Annotated in this window: 14 protein-coding genes; all 14 read left to right on the plus strand. The window is 63.7% G+C overall.

Annotation, left to right across the window (positions count from 1 at the left end):
- Positions 1–15 precede the first annotated feature (15 nt).
- The 14 genes from der to ACO59D_RS00940 all read left to right on the plus strand — a co-directional run bounded on the left by der (position 16) and on the right by ACO59D_RS00940 (position 16,592).
- Entirely contained in the window at positions 16–1,344 is a 1,329-nt protein-coding gene (gene der, locus ACO59D_RS00875; protein WP_485125375.1) for a ribosome biogenesis GTPase Der, read from the plus strand.
- Positions 1,341–2,000, plus strand: coding sequence for a glycerol-3-phosphate acyltransferase (locus tag ACO59D_RS00880; protein WP_485125376.1), 660 nt, complete (start codon positions 1,341–1,343; stop codon positions 1,998–2,000). The genes der and ACO59D_RS00880 overlap by 4 nt, the downstream gene beginning before the upstream one ends.
- Positions 1,997–3,037: an NAD(P)H-dependent glycerol-3-phosphate dehydrogenase gene (locus ACO59D_RS00885; RefSeq protein ID WP_485125377.1), complete on the plus strand. Its 1,041-nt coding sequence runs from the start codon at positions 1,997–1,999 to the stop codon at positions 3,035–3,037. The genes ACO59D_RS00880 and ACO59D_RS00885 overlap by 4 nt, the downstream gene beginning before the upstream one ends.
- On the plus strand, positions 3,031–3,711 hold the full coding sequence (gene rpe, locus ACO59D_RS00890) for a ribulose-phosphate 3-epimerase (protein ID WP_485125378.1): 681 nt from the start codon (positions 3,031–3,033) through the stop codon (positions 3,709–3,711). The genes ACO59D_RS00885 and rpe overlap by 7 nt, the downstream gene beginning before the upstream one ends.
- A gap of 5 nt (positions 3,712–3,716) precedes the next feature.
- Positions 3,717–4,898 (plus strand): cysteine desulfurase family protein, encoded by a 1,182-nt coding sequence (locus ACO59D_RS00895; protein WP_130812096.1) that lies wholly within the window; start codon positions 3,717–3,719, stop codon positions 4,896–4,898.
- Positions 4,899–4,932: 34 nt separating this feature from the next.
- The gene (locus ACO59D_RS00900) at positions 4,933–5,667 is read left to right on the plus strand and encodes a zinc ribbon domain-containing protein (protein ID WP_485125379.1); all 735 of its coding nucleotides are present in this window, start codon (positions 4,933–4,935) and stop codon (positions 5,665–5,667) included.
- Positions 5,664–6,887, plus strand: coding sequence for a bifunctional phosphopantothenoylcysteine decarboxylase/phosphopantothenate--cysteine ligase CoaBC (coaBC, locus tag ACO59D_RS00905; protein WP_485125380.1), 1,224 nt, complete (start codon positions 5,664–5,666; stop codon positions 6,885–6,887). The genes ACO59D_RS00900 and coaBC overlap by 4 nt, the downstream gene beginning before the upstream one ends.
- Positions 6,884–7,750 carry a deoxyribonuclease IV gene (locus tag ACO59D_RS00910; protein WP_242622199.1) on the plus strand — a complete coding sequence of 289 codons (867 nt, stop codon included), beginning with the start codon at positions 6,884–6,886 and terminating at the stop codon, positions 7,748–7,750. The genes coaBC and ACO59D_RS00910 overlap by 4 nt, the downstream gene beginning before the upstream one ends.
- The gene (locus ACO59D_RS00915) at positions 7,750–9,588 is read left to right on the plus strand and encodes an ABC-F family ATP-binding cassette domain-containing protein (protein WP_485125381.1); all 1,839 of its coding nucleotides are present in this window, start codon (positions 7,750–7,752) and stop codon (positions 9,586–9,588) included. Before ACO59D_RS00910 ends, ACO59D_RS00915 begins: the two co-directional genes overlap by 1 nt.
- 34 nt (positions 9,589–9,622) lie before the next feature.
- Positions 9,623–11,374, plus strand: a complete 1,752-nt coding sequence (locus ACO59D_RS00920) for an ABC transporter ATP-binding protein (protein WP_485125382.1) — start codon at positions 9,623–9,625, stop codon at positions 11,372–11,374.
- Positions 11,374–13,233, plus strand: a complete 1,860-nt coding sequence (locus tag ACO59D_RS00925; RefSeq protein WP_485125383.1) for an ABC transporter ATP-binding protein — start codon at positions 11,374–11,376, stop codon at positions 13,231–13,233. The genes ACO59D_RS00920 and ACO59D_RS00925 overlap by 1 nt, the downstream gene beginning before the upstream one ends.
- A 235-nt stretch (positions 13,234–13,468) precedes the next feature.
- The gene (locus ACO59D_RS00930; RefSeq protein WP_485125384.1) at positions 13,469–14,959 is read left to right on the plus strand and encodes an NAD(P)/FAD-dependent oxidoreductase; all 1,491 of its coding nucleotides are present in this window, start codon (positions 13,469–13,471) and stop codon (positions 14,957–14,959) included.
- A complete protein-coding gene (locus tag ACO59D_RS00935; protein ID WP_485125385.1) occupies positions 14,952–16,226 on the plus strand; it encodes an NAD(P)/FAD-dependent oxidoreductase in 1,275 nt (424 codons plus the stop codon). Before ACO59D_RS00930 ends, ACO59D_RS00935 begins: the two co-directional genes overlap by 8 nt.
- A gap of 3 nt (positions 16,227–16,229) precedes the next feature.
- A complete protein-coding gene (locus ACO59D_RS00940; RefSeq protein ID WP_485125386.1) occupies positions 16,230–16,592 on the plus strand; it encodes a DUF1667 domain-containing protein in 363 nt (120 codons plus the stop codon).
- Positions 16,593–17,273: the final 681 nt, after the last annotated feature.

The following is a 17,273-nucleotide window of genomic DNA, read 5'->3' on the forward strand; positions in this document are numbered from 1 at the left end:
GAAAGCGAGCACTTCATGTCAAAGCCTGTCGTCGCCGTGGTCGGTCGACCCAACGTCGGCAAGTCGACTCTTGTCAACCGCATCATCCAGAGTCGTGACGCCATCGTGCACGAGAGTCGTGGTGTCACACGCGACCGCTCCTATCACGACGCAGACTGGAACGGTCACGACTTTGTGATCATTGATACCGGAGGCATCGAGTCGGTCAAGTCGAAGGATACCTTTGCCCCCCGCATTCGGGAGCAGGCCATGATCGCCGCCGAGGAGGCCGACGCCATCGTCTTTGTGGTGGATGGCTCCACCGGCGTGACGGACGAGGACGAGGAGGTCGCGAAGATCCTCCGCAGACAGGATAGGCCCGTCTTTTTGGTGGTCAACAAGAAGGACAGCCCCGCCACCGAGAACGACAACCTCTGGGACTTCTACGCCCTAGGCGTGGGGGAGCCCCGACCCCTCTCGGCCACCCACGGCTACGGTACTGGTGACCTCCTTGACGATGTGGTGGCGGTCCTTCCTGCCGAGGAGGACATGGAACCCGAGGAGGGCGTCCTCTCGCTTGCCATCGTGGGTCGCCCTAACGTGGGCAAGTCATCGCTCGCAAACCGTCTTGCCGGCAAGAAGCGCTCGATCGTCTCGGATGTGGCCGGAACCACCCGCGACGCCGTGGACACCATGATCGAGTGGCAGGGCCAGAGGATTCGCCTGGTCGACACTGCCGGCATGCGGAAGAAGAACCTGGTCCACGAGGACGTCGAGTATTACAGCATGGTGCGTGGGCTCATGGCCATGGCGCGCGCCGACGTGTGCCTCCTCGTTGTTGACGCAACCGATGGCGTCACCGAGCAGGACCAGAAGGTGGCCGCCATGGCCATCGACCGTGGCTGCGCGCTTCTGCTTTGCCTTAACAAGTGGGACCTCATCGAGACCGAGGCGCAGCGTGACCGCGTGGTGGCCTCCATCGACAAGCGCTTGCAGTTTGCGACCTGGGTCCCGTACGTGAACATCTCGGCCTTGACCGGCCGCGCCACCGACAAGGCCCTCCGGCTGGCCATGTCTTGCGCCCAGGCCCGCGAGAGCCAGCTGCGCACCTCCGAGCTCAACGCCCTTCTCGAGGAGGTTCGGCAGGGAGGCCACACGGTCTCCGACAAGGGGCGTCGCCTCAAGATGCAGTACGTCACGCAGACGGGCTCCCGGCCGCCGGTCATCACCATCTGGTGCAATGCGCCCGACCTTGTGGACGACAATTACAAACGCTTCGTCGAGAACCGCATCCGCGAGAGGTTCGACCTCGAGGGAACGCCGATCCGTCTTCGCTTCCGAAAAAAGTCTGAGGGGAACAAGTGAAACTCGTAATACCTACGCTCGTCGCATGCGCCATCGCGTACTTTGTGTGCGGCATACCGTTTGGCATGCTCATCGCCCGTTCCCGCGGTGTTGACGTGCGTCACACGGGCTCGGGCAACATCGGTGCGACCAACGTCGGGCGCTCCATAGGAGCATGGGCGGCAGGCCTCACCCTTCTGCTTGATGCGAGCAAGGGATGGGCATGCACGGGGCTTGCCACCTGGGCCTTCTCGGCCTCTTTTGCCGACGCGGCAACGCTTGCTCCGGGCCAGCCCTTTGACTGGGCTCTCACCTGCGTCTACGGCGCCTGCGTGCTGGGACATGTCTTCTCTCCCTACCTTGGCTTCCACGGCGGCAAGGGCATCTCGGTTGGCTTTGGCGCGGCGCTGGGCCTTGACCCACGCATTGCCTTTGGGCTTCTCGCCGTGTTTCTGGTCTTTGCGCTGCCCACACGCTTCGTCTCGTTGGGAAGCTCCTGCGCGGCGGTCTCGCTTCCCATCTGGACCATCGTGCTGGGCTACAGCCCCGTGGCGGTAGCCCCCATGCTCGTCGTGGCAGCATGCGTTGTCTGGGCCCACCGCGGCAACATCCACAAGCTCTTGCATCACGAGGAGAAGCGATTCTCGTTCCACCACGACGAGGGGAAGTCCAAGTGAGTCGCGTTGCCGTCATGGGTGCGGGCTCCTGGGGCACGGCCATGACGGGCCTTGTCGCACCTGCCGTCGGCGAGGTTGTGCTGTGGGCGCGCACGCCTCGGGCGGCCGACGCCATGAACCGGGACCGCAAGAACCCCAACCACCTCACCAACTACGAGCTTGCGCCAAACGTCACCGCAACAAGCGACCTTGGCGAGGCTGTGCGTGGGGTCGATGCCGCGATACTGGCTACGCCATCCGCCTACCTGAGGCAGACCTGCCATGGCCTGGCACCCCACCTCGATGCCGACGCGCGCGTGCTCGTGCTCTCCAAGGGCATGGAACGGGGCTCCCACCTGCTCATGCATGAGGTGGCCTCTGAGGAGCTGGGCAACCCCACTCGCGTGGCGGCGCTCTCGGGGCCAAACCACGCTGAGGAGATCTGCCAGGGCATGGTTTCGGCCGCAGTCGTTGCCTCGGAGGATGTCGCCACGGCTGCCTGGTTTCAGGGCCTGCTTGCCGGCCCAGCCTTCAGGGCCTACGTGAGCGACGACATACGGGGCGTGGAGTGCTGCGGGGCCGTCAAGAACGTGGTAGCCATCGCCTGCGGCATCGCAAGCGGCCTGGGCATGGGCGATAACACCCTTGCCGTTCTCATGACCCGCGGCATCGCCGAGATTGGTCGCGTGGTGGCTGCGCTTGGTGGCAACCCCATGACGTGCATGGGACTCGCTGGCATGGGGGACCTCGTGGTCACCTGCACCTCCGAGCACTCGCGCAACAGGTCCTTTGGCCGAGCGCTTGTCGGCGGTGAGTCGCTCGGGGCGTACCAGGCTCGCACGCATATGGTGGTCGAGGGTGCACCAGCCTCGGAATCGGTCCTCGAGCTCGCACGCGAGCGGGACATCGAAGTACCCATCACGGAGGCGGTGCATGCCGTGCTCTTTGAGGGCCGTCCCATCGACGAAGCCATGGAGACGCTTCTCACGCGCGCACCACGCGTGGAGTTCTATGGTATGGAAGAGAGAGATATCACGCCAAAGGAGAGCCAATGCTAGAGCATAACGTCCAGGTTGCACCTTCCATCCTCTCCTCAGACCTGGCACACCTTGCAGACGAGCTTGCCTCTATCGAGGGGGCAGGCTACGTGCACTTCGACGCGATGGACGGCCACTTTGTTCCCAACCTCACGTTTGGTCCCGGCGTCCTTGCGACCGTGAAGGAGGCAACCGACATCCCGGTTGATGCCCACCTCATGATCTCCAACCCCGATCAGATGGTTCCGGAGTACCTTGCCGCTGGTGCCGACATCGTGACCTTCCACTACGAGGCAACGGCTCACGCCAACCGCCTTGCCAACCTCATTCGTGAGGGGGGTGCCAGGGCCGGCGTCGCCATTAACCCCGGCACTCCCGTCTCGGCCCTTGACGCCATCATCGAAGACGTTGACCTGGTGCTCGTGATGACGGTGAACCCCGGCTTTGGTGGCCAGAAGTTCATCCCGGGATCCCTGCGTAAGGTCCGCCAGGTCAGGGCCATGTGCAACGAGCGCCATGTAGCCCCCATCATCGAGGTGGATGGCGGCATTTCGCCCACTACAGCAGGTGATGTCTGCGCCGCAGGTGCGCGCCTTCTCGTTGCCGGCAGCGCCGTGTTTGGCAGGGAAGACCGCAGCGGGGCCATCCACAAGATCACTGAGGCCGGCGAAGCCGGGCTCACGAGGAGAGCGTGAGAAGCGTGACCGCACGTACAACCGTATACCTCGACTATGCTGCAAGCGCTCCCGCACGCCAGGAGTCGCTTGCTGCCGAGCGAGCCTACGAGGAGTCGCCCATTGCCGGTGCCAACCCCAACTCGCTTCACACGCTCGGCCGTGAGGCCGCGCGGGCGCTCGACGGCGCTCGTCGGGACATCGTACGTTGTGCGGGCGGGGGCTTTCGTCCTTCTGATGTCGTCTTCACGTCAGGCGGCACCGAGTCGAACAACCTCGCACTCTTGGGGATCTCCCGTGGCGCACGCCAGCGCGACCGCAGGCGCACGCGCGTGGTGCTCTCGGCCATCGAGCACGACTCCGCGCTCGACGTTCAGGGCGCCCTGAGAGGCAACGGCTTCGAGGTCACCCTCGTGAAGCCCGGCCGCGATGGCGCTGTCTCTGCCGCCGCTCTCAATGAGGCGCTCGGCCCCGATTGCGCCCTCGTCTCCGTCATGAGCGCAAACAACGAGACGGGTGTCATCCAGCCGGTTGCCGAGCTCGCGGCCGCCGCGCACGCCTGTGGGGCAGTCTTTCACACGGACGCCGTCCAGGCATTTGGCCATGTCCCGCTCGACGTTGCCCAGGCGGATGCCGTGAGCCTTGCCGCGCACAAGCTCGGCGGGCCCGTGGGGGTGGGCGCGCTTCTCGTCCGTGGGCGCACGCCCCTGGCCCCGCTCTCCTTTGGCGGGCGGCAGGAGGCAGGCAGGAGGGCTGGCACGCAAGACGTTCGCGGTGCCTTGGCCTTCTCGGCGGCCGCCCGTGCATGCTGTGACGCCATGGCTGCCACGCAACCCGTGGTTGCCGCGCGCGCCAATAGGCTCTACGAGCGCATCTGCGCCGAGGGAACAGGCATTGCGCCCACGACCACGGCTGTCGTCGATGGGTCTCGCCTTCCCGGCATGGTAAGCGTGATGGTGCCGGGCGTGGACTCGCAGGCCCTTGTCTTGGGCCTTGACGAGCGTGGCTTTGCAGTCTCGGCGGGTTCGGCATGCTCGTCTGGATCCCTTGGCGCAAGCCATGTGCTTACGGCCATGGGCATCGGCCGTGACTCGGCACTCGGATCGCTTCGCATCTCCTTTGACGAGCGCGTGCCCGAGGCCAATCTCGATGCGTTTGCCACAGAGCTTGTCTCGCTCGTCGCGCAAGTCGCCGCACGGCGCAGCTAATAAACTCCACCCACCACAGAAAGACGAGGGACCCATGACAGAAGCACAGGCGCTTATCAGACTCCAGGAGATCGACCTCGACATGCTGCGCCTCGCCTCGACACTCGCAGCCATGCCGCAGCAGAAGAAGGTCCAGGCCATTGCCCGCGCACGCAAGAAAGTCCAAAGCGAACTCACCAAGATCTTGGGTCAGCGCAAGGACCTCGAGACCTTCATCGCTGAGAACCAGGGAGACCTTGAGCGCTACCGCGCTCGCACCGAAGAGGTCAAGGCAGAGGCGGCTTCGGGAAGCCACGGGTACCGCCAGATCCAGGACTATGAGGCCCACCTCACCGGTCTTGCCAAGAAGGTCGAGAAGCTCGAGCACAACCGGGTGCGGCTTGACGAGGACCTCGAGAAGGTAGGGCGCGCCGAGAGCAACGCGCGTCTCACGCTCGAGCGCCTCGACGAGGAGGAGGAGGCGCAGAAGAAGTCGTTCGAGAAGGGCAGCACCCAGATTCGGCACAGGATCGTGACGCTTGACGAGGAGCGCAAGGGCGTCGTTGCCCAGATCTCTGCTCGGCACATGAGCGGCTACGAGGCTGCGCGCAAGCGCTTCAAGGGCCTTGCCGTCGAGAGGCTCGTGGGTAACGTCCCCTCCATCTGCCGCGTGAAGCTTCAGCCGGCCTCGTTCCACGACCTGACCCACGGTGATGCCGTTGCCGAGTGCCCTTACTGCCACCGCATCCTCGTCGTGGACGACCCCTATGGCGAGGGGGAGGGCAAGTGATCGAGACAACAACAGGGACCACGGCACCTCACGTCGTCCTCGCCGTCACGGGTGGCATCGCCGCCTACAAGGCAGTCGAGGTCATGCGCCTTTTGCAGCATGCCGGCTGTGACGTGCGCGTGACCATGACGGCTGACGCGGAGCGCTTTGTGGGCACACCCACGTTTGAGGCGCTCTCGGGGCATCCCATAGCCGATGACCTCTACAGCTACCCCGACTCCGCGATTCCGCACATCTTCCTTGCCGACTGGGCAGACCTTGTGCTCGTTGTCCCCGCAACAGCAAACGTGCTTGCCAAGATGGCCGCAGGCATTGGCGACGACTGCCTCACCACCACGCTCATAGCGACGCACTGTCCGGTGCTTGTGGCGGCCGCCATGAACGTCCACATGTGGAGAAACCCCGCTACCCAGGCAAACATCGAGAAGCTGCTCTCTCGCGGCGTGCGCTTTGTGAAGCCGCAGTCAGGCCTTCTCGCCTGCGGGGACATTGGCGAGGGCAAGCTTGCCGAGGTGGAGGAGATTGCCGCCGCCGCGCTTGACGCCCTCAATCCTGCGCAACGGGACATGGCGGGCATGAGGCTCGTGATCACGGCCGGGCCCACGCACGAGGCCATCGACCCCGTGCGCTACATCGCAAATGCCTCCACGGGCAAGATGGGCTATGCCATCGCACGCGAGGCGGCACGTCGTGGCGCTGCGGTGACGCTGGTCTCGGGCCCCGTTGGACTCGAGGCTCCCCGTGACGTGGACGTGGTCCCGGTTGTCTCTGCCGCCGAGATGCACGACGCTGCGCTAGGTGCATTTGCGGATGCCGATGCGGCCATCTGTGCCGCCGCGGTGGCGGACTACACACCCGCGGCCTTCGCCACACGCAAGCTCAAGAAGGGCGCAGACGACCTCAGTACGCTGAGCCTTGTCCAGACGGCAGACATTCTCGCCGATCTCTCTCGAACGAAGGGTGACCGCGTGGTGGTGGGCTTTGCCGCCGAGACGGACGACCTCTTGGAGAACGCCCGCGGCAAGCTTGCCCGCAAGGGCTGCGACCTCATCGTGGCCAACGACGTGTCCCGTCCGGACTCCACGTTTGGCGCAGACACGAGCCGCATCGCCTTCGTGTGGCCCAATCGAACCGAGCAGCTCGACACGCTTCCGCTCGGCCGCGTGGCCACCGCCATCTGTGACCAGGTTGCCCTGCTCGTGACAGGGGAGCGCGCATGAGCGAGACGGGCCACGGAAAGATGACCATTGGCTGCCACCTTTCGGTGGCGGGCGGCTTTACCCAGATGGGGGAGACGGCACTCAAGATTGGTGCCAACACGTTTGCGTTCTTTACGAGAAATCCCCGGGGTGGCCGCACTCGCACGCCAGACCCCACAGACATCGCGGGTCTTCTCGCCATCCTTGGCGAGCATGGCTTTGGCCGGCTTGTGGCACATGCCCCCTACACCATGAACCTCTGCTCCGCCAAGCCGCAGACGGTCGAGTTTGCCCGCGAGGCCATGGCAGGAGATCTCAGGCTTTTGGAGGAGCTGCCCGGCAACTACTACAACTTCCATCCTGGAAGTCACGTTGGTCAGGGCATTGACGAGGGAATACGCCTTATCTGCGAGGGGCTCGACCAAGTGTTGGCCCGTGGCCAGAAGACGACGGTTCTTCTGGAGACCATGGCGGGCAAGGGATCCGAGGTGGGTTCTCGCTTCGAGGAGCTCGCGCGCATCATCGAGGGCACCCGCGAGGGGGACCTTCTCGGCGTATGCCTTGACACCTGCCATGTGGCAGATGCCGGCTACGACATTGTCTCTGACCTCGATGGGGTCCTCGACGAGTTCGACCGCGTCATTGGGCTGGAGCGCCTTCGTGCCCTGCACCTGAACGACTCGAAGAATCCGCTCGGCTCCCACAAGGACCGTCATGAGAAGATCGGCCAAGGGACGCTCGGCCTCTCGACGTTTGGCGCAGTGGTGACAAACCCTCGGCTCCGCGGCCTGCCGATGGTTCTCGAGACGCCCAACGAGCTTGAAGGCTATGCACACGAGATTGCGCTTCTCAGAGGCATTGCCCGTGGAGATAGGAAAGACTGATGGGGATTCTCATAGGCTGCGAGAACCTCTCGCACGAATGGCCTGGCAAGCCCGTGCTTTCCAACCAGACCATTGGCATTAATGAAGGCGAGCGGATAGGCGTCGTGGGCAGAAACGGCGACGGCAAGTCGACGCTGCTCGAGCTTATCGCACACCGTCTGGAGCCCGATGCGGGGAACGTTACCTGGAGAAACGGCATTCACGTTGGCTTTCTCGGCCAAGACGACGAGCTTCAGGATGACTGGACCGTAGGTCGCGCCGTGGTAGGGGGGGTCCCTGACTACGTCTGGGCCTCTGAACCGCACGTTCGCCAGATCATCTCCGAGCTCTTGGGTGACGTGGACTGGGATGCAACGGTAGGCACGCTCTCCGGAGGCCAGCGTCGCCGCTGCGACCTGGCTCGCCTGCTCGTGGGCACCTGGGATGTCATCCTCATGGACGAGCCCACGAACCACCTGGACATGCACGCCATTCGCTGGCTGGCGGACCACCTGAAGACCCGCTGGCCCGAGGGTGCGGGGGCGCTTCTCGTGGTCACGCACGACCGGTGGTTCTTGGACGAGGTCTGCGGGCACATGTGGGAGGTGCACGACCAAGAGATCGAGCCTTTCGACGGCGGTTACTCGGCCTACATCCAGCAGCGCGTCGAGAGAGACCGCATGGCCGCATCCACCGAGGAGCGTCGCCAGAACACGCTGCGCAAGGAGCTCAACTGGCTCGCGCACGGTGCCAAGGCACGTACGAGCAAGCCTCGCTTTCGCGTTGAGGCCGCCCGTGCCCTCCTCGCCGACGACCCACCGCTGAGAAACACCATCGAGCTCAAGCGCCTTGCCGTAAGCAGGCTTGGCAAGCAGGTCATCGAGATGAAGGACGTCTCGTTTGCCTACCACGACGGCACGCGCGTGCTCGACGACATCACCTGGACGATTGGTCCCGGTGACCGCTTTGGCATTCTGGGCGCCAATGGTGCAGGCAAGTCGACGCTGCTCAAGGTCATGACCGGCAAGCTCGAACCCACCTCAGGGACCGTGCGCATTGGCAAGTCCGTGCGCTTTGGCTGGATGTCGCAGCATCTGGACACGCTCTCGGAGAAGGAGAACTGGCGCGTGCTCGAGGTGCTCTCGCGCTACAAGAGCACCTACTGCGTGGACGGAAAGCCGCAGAGCCCCACGCAGCTCCTGGAGCGCCTCGGGTTCGAGCGCTCGGAGCTTACGAACTTCGTGCGCGACCTCTCTGGCGGCCAGCGCCGCCGTCTGGCGCTGCTCACGGTGCTTCTCGACGAGCCCAACGTCCTGGTGCTTGACGAGCCGGGCAACGACCTCGACACCGACATGCTTGCCGTTCTCGAAGACCTGCTCGACACCTGGCCGGGCACCCTGCTCATGGTCTCGCACGACCGCTTCCTCATGGAGCGCGTGACCGACGACCAGCACGCGCTGCTTGGCGGCCACGTGCGCCACTGCCCGCGCGGCGTAGACGAGTTCCTCGACCTCCTCGACTCGCAGGGGGGCGTGGCAGCCCCTTCCTCCGCGGAGTGCGCTTCGCGAAACTCCGCTACGGAAGGGCCGGCCACGTCGGGCGATTCGGGAGGCGCGCAGGGCGCGGGGCTGTCGAACCAAGAACGCCGTGAACTAAAAAAGCGATTTGATGCGGTGTCTCGGAAACTGGAGAAGACCGAAGGAGAGCCAGACCGGCGTCGCTCGGCGCTTGCCGAGGTCGATCCTACTGACTACGAGAAGCTTGTTGCTGCGCAGAAGGCGGTTGACGATGCGCTGGCAGCTCGTGAGTCGCTTGAGGACGAGTGGCTCGAGCTCTCGGAGAGGCTCGGCATTGAGTAGGACGATGGGCCGTCAGCCATAGAAAGGGGTACTGGTGGGCGAAATCCTCTGGAGGTTCGTCTTTCCCAAGTATCGGGGGAAGATCATCACAGGCACGCTGTGCAAGGTCGTCGAGGTCGTGTTCGACCTCATCACCCCGGTCATCGTGGCACGCATGATCGACGTGGGCATTGCGGGCCGTGACCAGGGCTACGTGCTGCGTATGTGCGCGCTTCTCATCGTCCTTGCGGTGGTGGGGTTCTGCTTCACGCTCGTCTGTCAGAAGATGGCAGCGATCGTCTCGCAGGACTCTGGCACTGACATCCGGCATGACCTCTATGCGAAGATCAACCAGCTTGCACCGGCTGACCTCGACCGCATTGGTACGCCCTCCCTCATCACGCGCATCACAAACGATGTCAACCAGGTGCAGGTCACCGTTGCCCTTGGCATACGGCAGATCATCCGCTGGCCCATCCTTGGCATTGGCTCCATGGTCTGCGCAATGCTCATCGACGCTCAGCTTGGCCTGGTCTTCCTGGTTTGTACGCCTGCCATTGCCGTTGTATTTTGGCTCGTGATGTCGCGGTCCATACCGCTCTTTGGCGAGCTCCAGGGCAGGCTCGATAAGGTGAGCCTTGTCACACGCGAGGGCCTCTCGGGTGTTCGCGTGGTGAGGGCCTTTCGGCAAGAGGAGCGCGAGAACGACCGCTTCCGCGATGCCGCCAACGCCCAGACGCAGACCGCAGTCGCGATCGGCAAGCTCTCCTCGCTTCTCAACCCGGCCACACTCCTCGTGATGGACCTCGGGATTGTCGCCATCCTTTGGATGGGAGGCATCCGCATCGATGGCGGTGAGCTCACCCAGGGCGAGGTCATCGCGTTCGTGAACTACATGACCCAGATGCTTGTGTCGATCGTCTACGTCGCTAACCTGGTCATCACCATCAACCGCGGGACGGCGTCGGCAAGACGCATCATGGAGGTGCTCGACTGCGAGCCCCAGGTTACCGACGAGGGCACTGTCGATGTTGCGCTCAGCCGCGGTACCCTTGCATCTGGCGTGGCGCTTGCCCTCGAGCACGTGAGCTTCTCCTATGAGGGCACGCAGCGTCCCGCTGTCGATGACGTGACGCTGCGACTTGGCGCGGGTGGCTCCTTGGGCGTCATCGGCGGCACCGGCTCGGGCAAGTCCTCGCTGGTAAACCTCATCCCACGGCTTTATGACGCCACCGAGGGGAGCGTTCGCGTCTTTGGGCGAGACGTGCGCGAGTACCCCTTCGACCAGCTGCGCTCCCTTGTTTCGCTCGTCCCCCAGCAGGCCTCGCTTGTCTCGGGGACCATCCGATCGAACCTCTGCTGGCGTGACGCCTCGGCAACCGACGAGGAGCTCTGGCGCGCGCTCGGGCTCGCCCAGGCGGCAGACTTCGTGCGGGCCAAGGACCACGGGCTCGATGCCGTCGTGGAAGCCGGCGGCAAGAACTTTTCCGGAGGCCAGCGGCAGAGACTCACCATCGCCCGCGCGCTTGTGGACCACCCGCGCATCGTGGTTCTCGACGACTCCGCCTCGGCGCTCGACTTCCGCACCGACGCAAGCCTGCGCCAGGCGCTTAGGAGCCTGCGCTCTGAGCTTACCTGCGTAATCGTCTCTCAACGGGTCTCGGCGGTCATGTCCTGCGACCAGATCCTTGTCTTGGACCACGGCCGCATGGCTGGCCTGGGGTCTCACACCGAGCTCATGAGGAGCTGCCCCATCTACCGCGAGATCTGCCTCTCGCAGCAGCGTCCCGAGGAGGTAGGCGAGTAATGGCCAACCCGTATGCCGCCAGCGGAGGTGCTGGCACCATCATGGAAAACGCCCGCGGCGATATTGGTGATGACGGCGGACCCGCGGGACGCCTGGACGAGAGGGCCATCCCCACGGCCGAGGTGACAAGGCGCCTGCTTGCCTACACGCGACCCCACATGGTCTCCCTCGTTGCGTCGTTTGTCGCCTCGGCGGTCTCTGTGGTTCTTCAGCTCTATGCGCCCATCGTTGTGGGCCGCGCCATCGACTGCATGGTCTCGGCGGGTGCCGTTGACCTTGCGGCCCTTATGCCATTGCTCCAGCAGCTTGCGCTTGTGGTTGTGGCGGCGGCTGTCACGCAGTGGCTCTCTGGCTACTGCACGAACAGACTTACCTATGAGACCGTGCGTGACCTGCGCATCGATGCGTTTGCAAGATTCAGGGACCTTCCGCTCTCGTTTGTGGATGCACATTCGCACGGAGACCTCCTCTCCCGCGTGGTCAATGACGCGGACCAGGTCGGAGACGGTCTTCTCCAAGGTCTGACACAGCTCTTCACGGGTGTTGTCACCATCGTGGGAACCCTTGCCTTCATGTTCTCGGTCTCTGTTCCCGTGGGCCTTGTGGTGGTCATCGTGACGCCCGCCTCGATGCTCGTGGCGTGGCTCATCGCTCGCTACTCGGCTCAGGGTTTCAAGGACCAGCAGGCCCTCCAGGGCTCCCTTGGCGGCTACGCCGAGGAGATGGTGGGAAACCAGAAGCTGGTGTGCTCCTTTGCGTACGGTGACCGTGCACAGGCTGGCTTCGACGGCATTAACGAGCGCCTGCGTGGCGTGGGGGAGCGGGCTCAGTTCACAAGCTCGCTTTCGAACCCTGCGACGCGCTTGGTGAACAACATCACCTATGCCGTTGTTGCTGTGGTGGGCTGCGTATGCGTTATCTCCGGGTGGCCGAGCGTCCTTACGGTGGGGCAGGTGCAGACGTTTCTCTCGTACGCCAACCAGTACATGAAGCCCTTCAACGAGATTTCGGGCGTCATCACGCAGATCCAGACCGCCTACGCCTCGGCGCGGCGCCTCTTCGCGCTCATCGACGCGCCTGCCCAGAGTGCCGACCCATCCGAGCCCGAGCAAGACGAAGAGCCCCAAGGAACCCTGGAGTTCTCGCATGTCGACTTCTCCTACGTCCCTGAGCGGCCGCTTCTGCAGGACATCTCGTTTAAGGCTGAGCTAGGGCAGACCATCGCGCTCGTCGGTCCCACGGGTTGTGGGAAGACCACCCTCATCAATCTGCTCCTGCGCTTCTACGATGTGGACGCCGGGCAGATACTCGTGGACGGACACGACACCAGCAACATGCGCCGGGAAGACCTTCGCGCACTCTTTGGCATGGTGCTCCAGGACACCTGGCTCTTCCGCGGGACGGTGCGCGAGAACATCGCCTACGGGACGCCTGGCGCAACGCTTGACGAGGTGGTCGCAGCCGCGAAGCAGGCGCATGCCCACAAGTTCATCGAACAGCTGCCACAGGGCTACGACACGCTGCTCGGCGAGGACGGAGGCTCGCTCTCCCAAGGGCAGCGACAGCTCCTCTGCATTGCCCGCGTCATGCTCGCCAACCCCACCATATTGCTGCTGGACGAGGCCACAAGCTCCATCGACACCCGCACCGAGCTGCAGGTTCAGGACGCGTTCGACCGCATGATGGAAGGGCGCACCTCGCTGGTGGTGGCGCACCGCCTCTCGACGGTTCGTGACGCGGACTGCATCCTCGTGATGAGAGACGGGCACATCATCGAGCGGGGCACGCACGGCGAGCTGCTCTGCCAAGGTGGGTTCTACGCCAGCCTCTACGAGAGCCAGTTCGAAGGCACGCGGTAGGCGCGCGCTGCGGCCCGTCATGACCCGTGGCCTCTCCTGCGGCACCGCTGTTGACAAAACGGCAGGCCCGTCAACGGACATTGCCGTTTACGGACGAGTGCTGCCGTTCTACGGGGTCACACTACCGTCCGTCTAGCATCTGGATGAAGTTTGCCTGTGCGGGTGGATAATCGGCCCCGGCGATAGGTCTCTAGAGAGCCTTGCCACGTCCGCCCATCGAAACGAGGAGAGGCCGATGCAGGACTTGGGACGACAGTTCGACGTCGTTGTCATTGGTGCCGGCGTTTCCGGCTGCGCCGTAGCGCGCGAACTCGCGCGCACCACGGCAAGCGTTTGCGTGCTCGAGCGCGGGGATGACGTCTGCTGCGGAACGTCGAAGGCGAACTCCGCCATCGTGCACGCCGGCTACGACGCAATGCCGGGCTCGCTCATGGCACGCCTCAACGTCGAAGGCAACGCCCTCATGTACGAGCTTGCAAAGAAGCTGCAGTTCACGATCAAGAGCATTGGCTCGCTTGTCGTGTGCACGAGCGAGCGCGACATGGACGGCCTCCGTGAGCTCTTTGCGCGCGGCGTGGCCAACGGCGTACCCAACCTCGAGATTGTTGACCGAGACACGCTGCGCTCGATGGAGCCCAACATCTCGGTCAATGCGGTCGGTGCCCTGTGGGCCCCAACGGCAGGCATTGTCGACCCGTTTGGACTCAACGTTGCCCTTGCAGAGAATGCCGCGAAAAACGGCGTGAGGTTTGCCTTCGATGCGCCTGTGACGGCCATGGAGCGCAGGCCCGAGGGCGGCTTTGCGCTTGAGACCCCTCAGGGGCGATTCCTTGCTCGATGCGTGGTCAACGCTGCCGGCGTCTATGCCGACCAGATTCACAACATGGTCTGCGAGGACAAGCTCGAGATTGTTCCTCGCCGTGGCCAGTACATGCTGCTCGACACCACTGCGGGCAGCCACGTTCGCCATGTGGTGTTTGCACTGCCCTCCGCGATGGGGAAGGGCGTGCTGGTCTCGCCAACCATCCACGGCAACCTCATCGTGGGTCCCACCGCCGAGGACATCCAGGACAAGGAGGGTACCGACACCACAGCGGCAGGCCTTGCCGAGGTGACCGAGAAGTGCGGGATCACCGTGGCCGACGTGCCTCTCCGCGAGGTCATCACGTCCTTCTCGGGCCTTCGCGCCCACAGGGCCGAGCACGAGTTCCTGATTGGCGAGAATCCCTCGGCGCCAGGGTTTGTGGACTGCTCTGCCATCGAGTCACCCGGTCTCACGGCCTCTCCTGCCATCGGGCGCATGGTTGCGGGCATTGTCTGCGACATCTTGGGCCTTGGGGAACGTGCGGCAGGCGAGTTTGTCGAGACGCGCCAAGGCATCCCCAACATGAACGACCTCACCTACGACGAGTGGGGGCGCCTCTGTGAGGAGAACCCCCTCTACGGCAGGGTCATCTGCCGCTGCTGCCACGTGACGGAAGCGCAGATCGTCGATGCGATTCATCGCCCCTGTGGCGCACGCTCGCTAGATGGCGTCAAGAGGCGCGCGGGTGCCTGCATGGGCCGTTGCCAGGCGGGGTTCTGCACGCCGAAAATCATGGAGATCCTTTCCCGTGAGCTACCGGGCGTGAGTATGGAGACGGTCACCAAGGCCGGTCCGGGCTCGGAGTTCGTCTTTGGCCACGTGAAAGACGCCATCGCCAAGGAGGGCTGCGCACATGAGTGACTACGACGTCATTGTCATAGGTGGAGGTCCCGCAGGCCTTGCCGCAGCCATTGCCGCCAAGGGTGATGGAAGGCGCTCTGTTCTCGTCATCGAGCGCGACCAGAAGCCCGGCGGCATTCTCAACCAGTGCATCCACAACGGATTTGGGCTCATCACCTTCAACGAGGAGCTCACGGGCCCCGAGTATGCGTCGCGCTACGAGAGGCTTGCGCACGAGGCAGGCGTCGAGTTTCTTCTCGACACCATGGTGCTTGACGTCTCGAATGACCACGTGGTCACCTGTGTGAGCGAGGCACGCGGCATGCAGCGGATCTCGGCAGGTGCCGTGGTTCTCGCCATGGGCTGTCGCGAGCGGCCGAGAGGGGCGCTTAACATCCCCGGCTTCAGGCCGGCAGGCGTCTATACCGCCGGTACGGCACAGCGCCTGGTGAACATCGAGGGACTCATGCCGGGCCGCGAGGTGGTCATCCTCGGCTCCGGTGACATTGGGCTCATTATGGCTCGCCGCATGACGCTTGAGGGGGCCCATGTCGCCTGCGTGGCCGAGCTCATGCCCTATTCGGGCGGCCTCAAGAGAAACATCGTCCAGTGCCTTGACGACTTTGGCATTCCGCTCCTGCTCTCGCACACGGTTACGTGCGTCGAGGGTAAGAGCCGCGTGGAGGCGGTCTGGATTGCCCGGGTGGACGAGAGGGGCCACCCCGTCACCGGTACCGAGAAGCGCTATCCCTGCGACACGCTGCTTCTCTCGGTGGGGCTGCTCCCCGAGAACGAGCTCTCCCGTGCGGCCGGCGTCAGACTTTCGCGCGTGACACGCGGGCCCGAGGTCAACGAGAGCCTTGAGACCAGTGTCCCGGGCATCTTTGCCTGTGGCAACGTGCTGCACGTCCACGACCTTGTCGACTACGTCTCGCAGGAGGCTACGACCGCCGGTGCTGCAGCGGGTGCTTGGGCAGACGATCACGCAGGGCAGCCGCCGCAAGAAGAGGCGCCTGGCATCCCAGTGGTTGCCAAGGGGGGCGTGCGCTATACCGTGCCGCAGGCAATAGATCCTGCACGTATGCCCGAGAAGCTCACCGTGCGCTTCCGCGTAGGCGGCGTCTTTGAGGACAAGCGCATCAGCGTATACCTCGGCGACGAGCGCATCTTGTCCAAGCGTCGCCCGATTCTCGTGCCTGGCGAAATGGAAGATGTCACGCTGAGGCGTGCAGATCTTCTCGCTCGGGCAGGAGTCGAGAAGGTCGTCGTAACGCTCGAGGAGGCATAGGGCATGGAGAAAAGAACGCTGACCTGCATACGTTGCCCCCGCGGGTGCGCCGTGACCGTCACCCTGGCAGACGACGGTAGCGTTGCCAAGGTTGCGGGCAACTCTTGCATGCGCGGCGACAAGTACGTCCGCGACGAGGTCACGCATCCCGTGCGTGTGGTGACAACCTCGGTGCCAGTTGTGGGCTCTGCCACGGAGAAGATGGTCTCGGTCAAGACGGCGGGCGACGTTCCCAAAGACCGCGTCCCCGGCGTGATGCGCGCGCTTAGGGGCGTTACCGCAAGTGCGCCGGTCCACATCGGTGACGTCATCGTGAGCGACGTCGCTGGCACCGGCGTCGATATCGTTGCGACCAGGGACGCATAGTGAGGGGCCTCGGTCATCGGCTTCGAAACATCCTGCGTACGCGTGGTTTGGCGCATTTTTACGGTTGGTGGCAGTTTTGGACGGACATGCGAAGTATCAACTGCTTTGAGATTTGTTAAAGACCAGGTAGACGAATTATCACAGAGGCAATACCATATAAGGAATGCAACAAAAACTGCCACCAACCGTCATTTCGGATTCTGGGCCCATCGGGATGAGGGGAAATCTTGGGCGGTCGATGGTCCGCTGACGCTTTTCGGTTGGTATCGCATGACTGTTCCGGCTTCGCCTCGGACTGCCGAAACCTGAGTTTACGGTTGGTGGCAGTTTTTATTACATCTCTTATGTGCCATCTTACCAGTTGCAAATCCTTGACCTGGGGTTTAACAAATCTCAAACCGTTTGCTACTCAGGGGTATCCCAAAAAACTGCCACCAACCGTCAATTCGAGCCAATCGGACTAGCAAACGACCCCATCACCGGCACCTCATCGATACCGGGGGGACTCGACCCTACCGGAAACGTAGCCCGCGTAGGCGCCTTGGGGATCCTTTCCGTGGTGGGCGGTGCAAGAGCCGCACTGCCCATCAGGGCGCCCATCATTCCAGCCCTCCCGGTGCGCCCCACCGACTGATATGTAGATAGACTTGTCAAGTGGCAAAGGTGGGCCAGCCTCCGACT

It is taken from the genome of Tractidigestivibacter sp. (assembly GCF_057241865.1).

Excerpts from the sequence above, each read along its gene's own strand:
- rpe (WP_485125378.1), top strand. The coding sequence starts at position 3,031 with ATGCTAGAGCATAACGTCCAGGTTGCACCTTCCATCCTCTCCTCAGAC.
- ACO59D_RS00930 (WP_485125384.1), top strand. The coding sequence starts at position 13,469 with ATGCAGGACTTGGGACGACAGTTCGACGTCGTTGTCATTGGTGCCGGC.
- ACO59D_RS00910 (WP_242622199.1), top strand. The coding sequence starts at position 6,884 with ATGAGCGAGACGGGCCACGGAAAGATGACCATTGGCTGCCACCTTTCG.
- ACO59D_RS00940 (WP_485125386.1), top strand. The coding sequence starts at position 16,230 with ATGGAGAAAAGAACGCTGACCTGCATACGTTGCCCCCGCGGGTGCGCC.
- ACO59D_RS00915 (WP_485125381.1), top strand. The coding sequence starts at position 7,750 with ATGGGGATTCTCATAGGCTGCGAGAACCTCTCGCACGAATGGCCTGGC.
- der (WP_485125375.1), top strand. The coding sequence starts at position 16 with ATGTCAAAGCCTGTCGTCGCCGTGGTCGGTCGACCCAACGTCGGCAAG.
- ACO59D_RS00935 (WP_485125385.1), top strand. The coding sequence starts at position 14,952 with ATGAGTGACTACGACGTCATTGTCATAGGTGGAGGTCCCGCAGGCCTT.
- ACO59D_RS00925 (WP_485125383.1), top strand. The coding sequence starts at position 11,374 with ATGGCCAACCCGTATGCCGCCAGCGGAGGTGCTGGCACCATCATGGAA.
- ACO59D_RS00900 (WP_485125379.1), top strand. The coding sequence starts at position 4,933 with ATGACAGAAGCACAGGCGCTTATCAGACTCCAGGAGATCGACCTCGAC.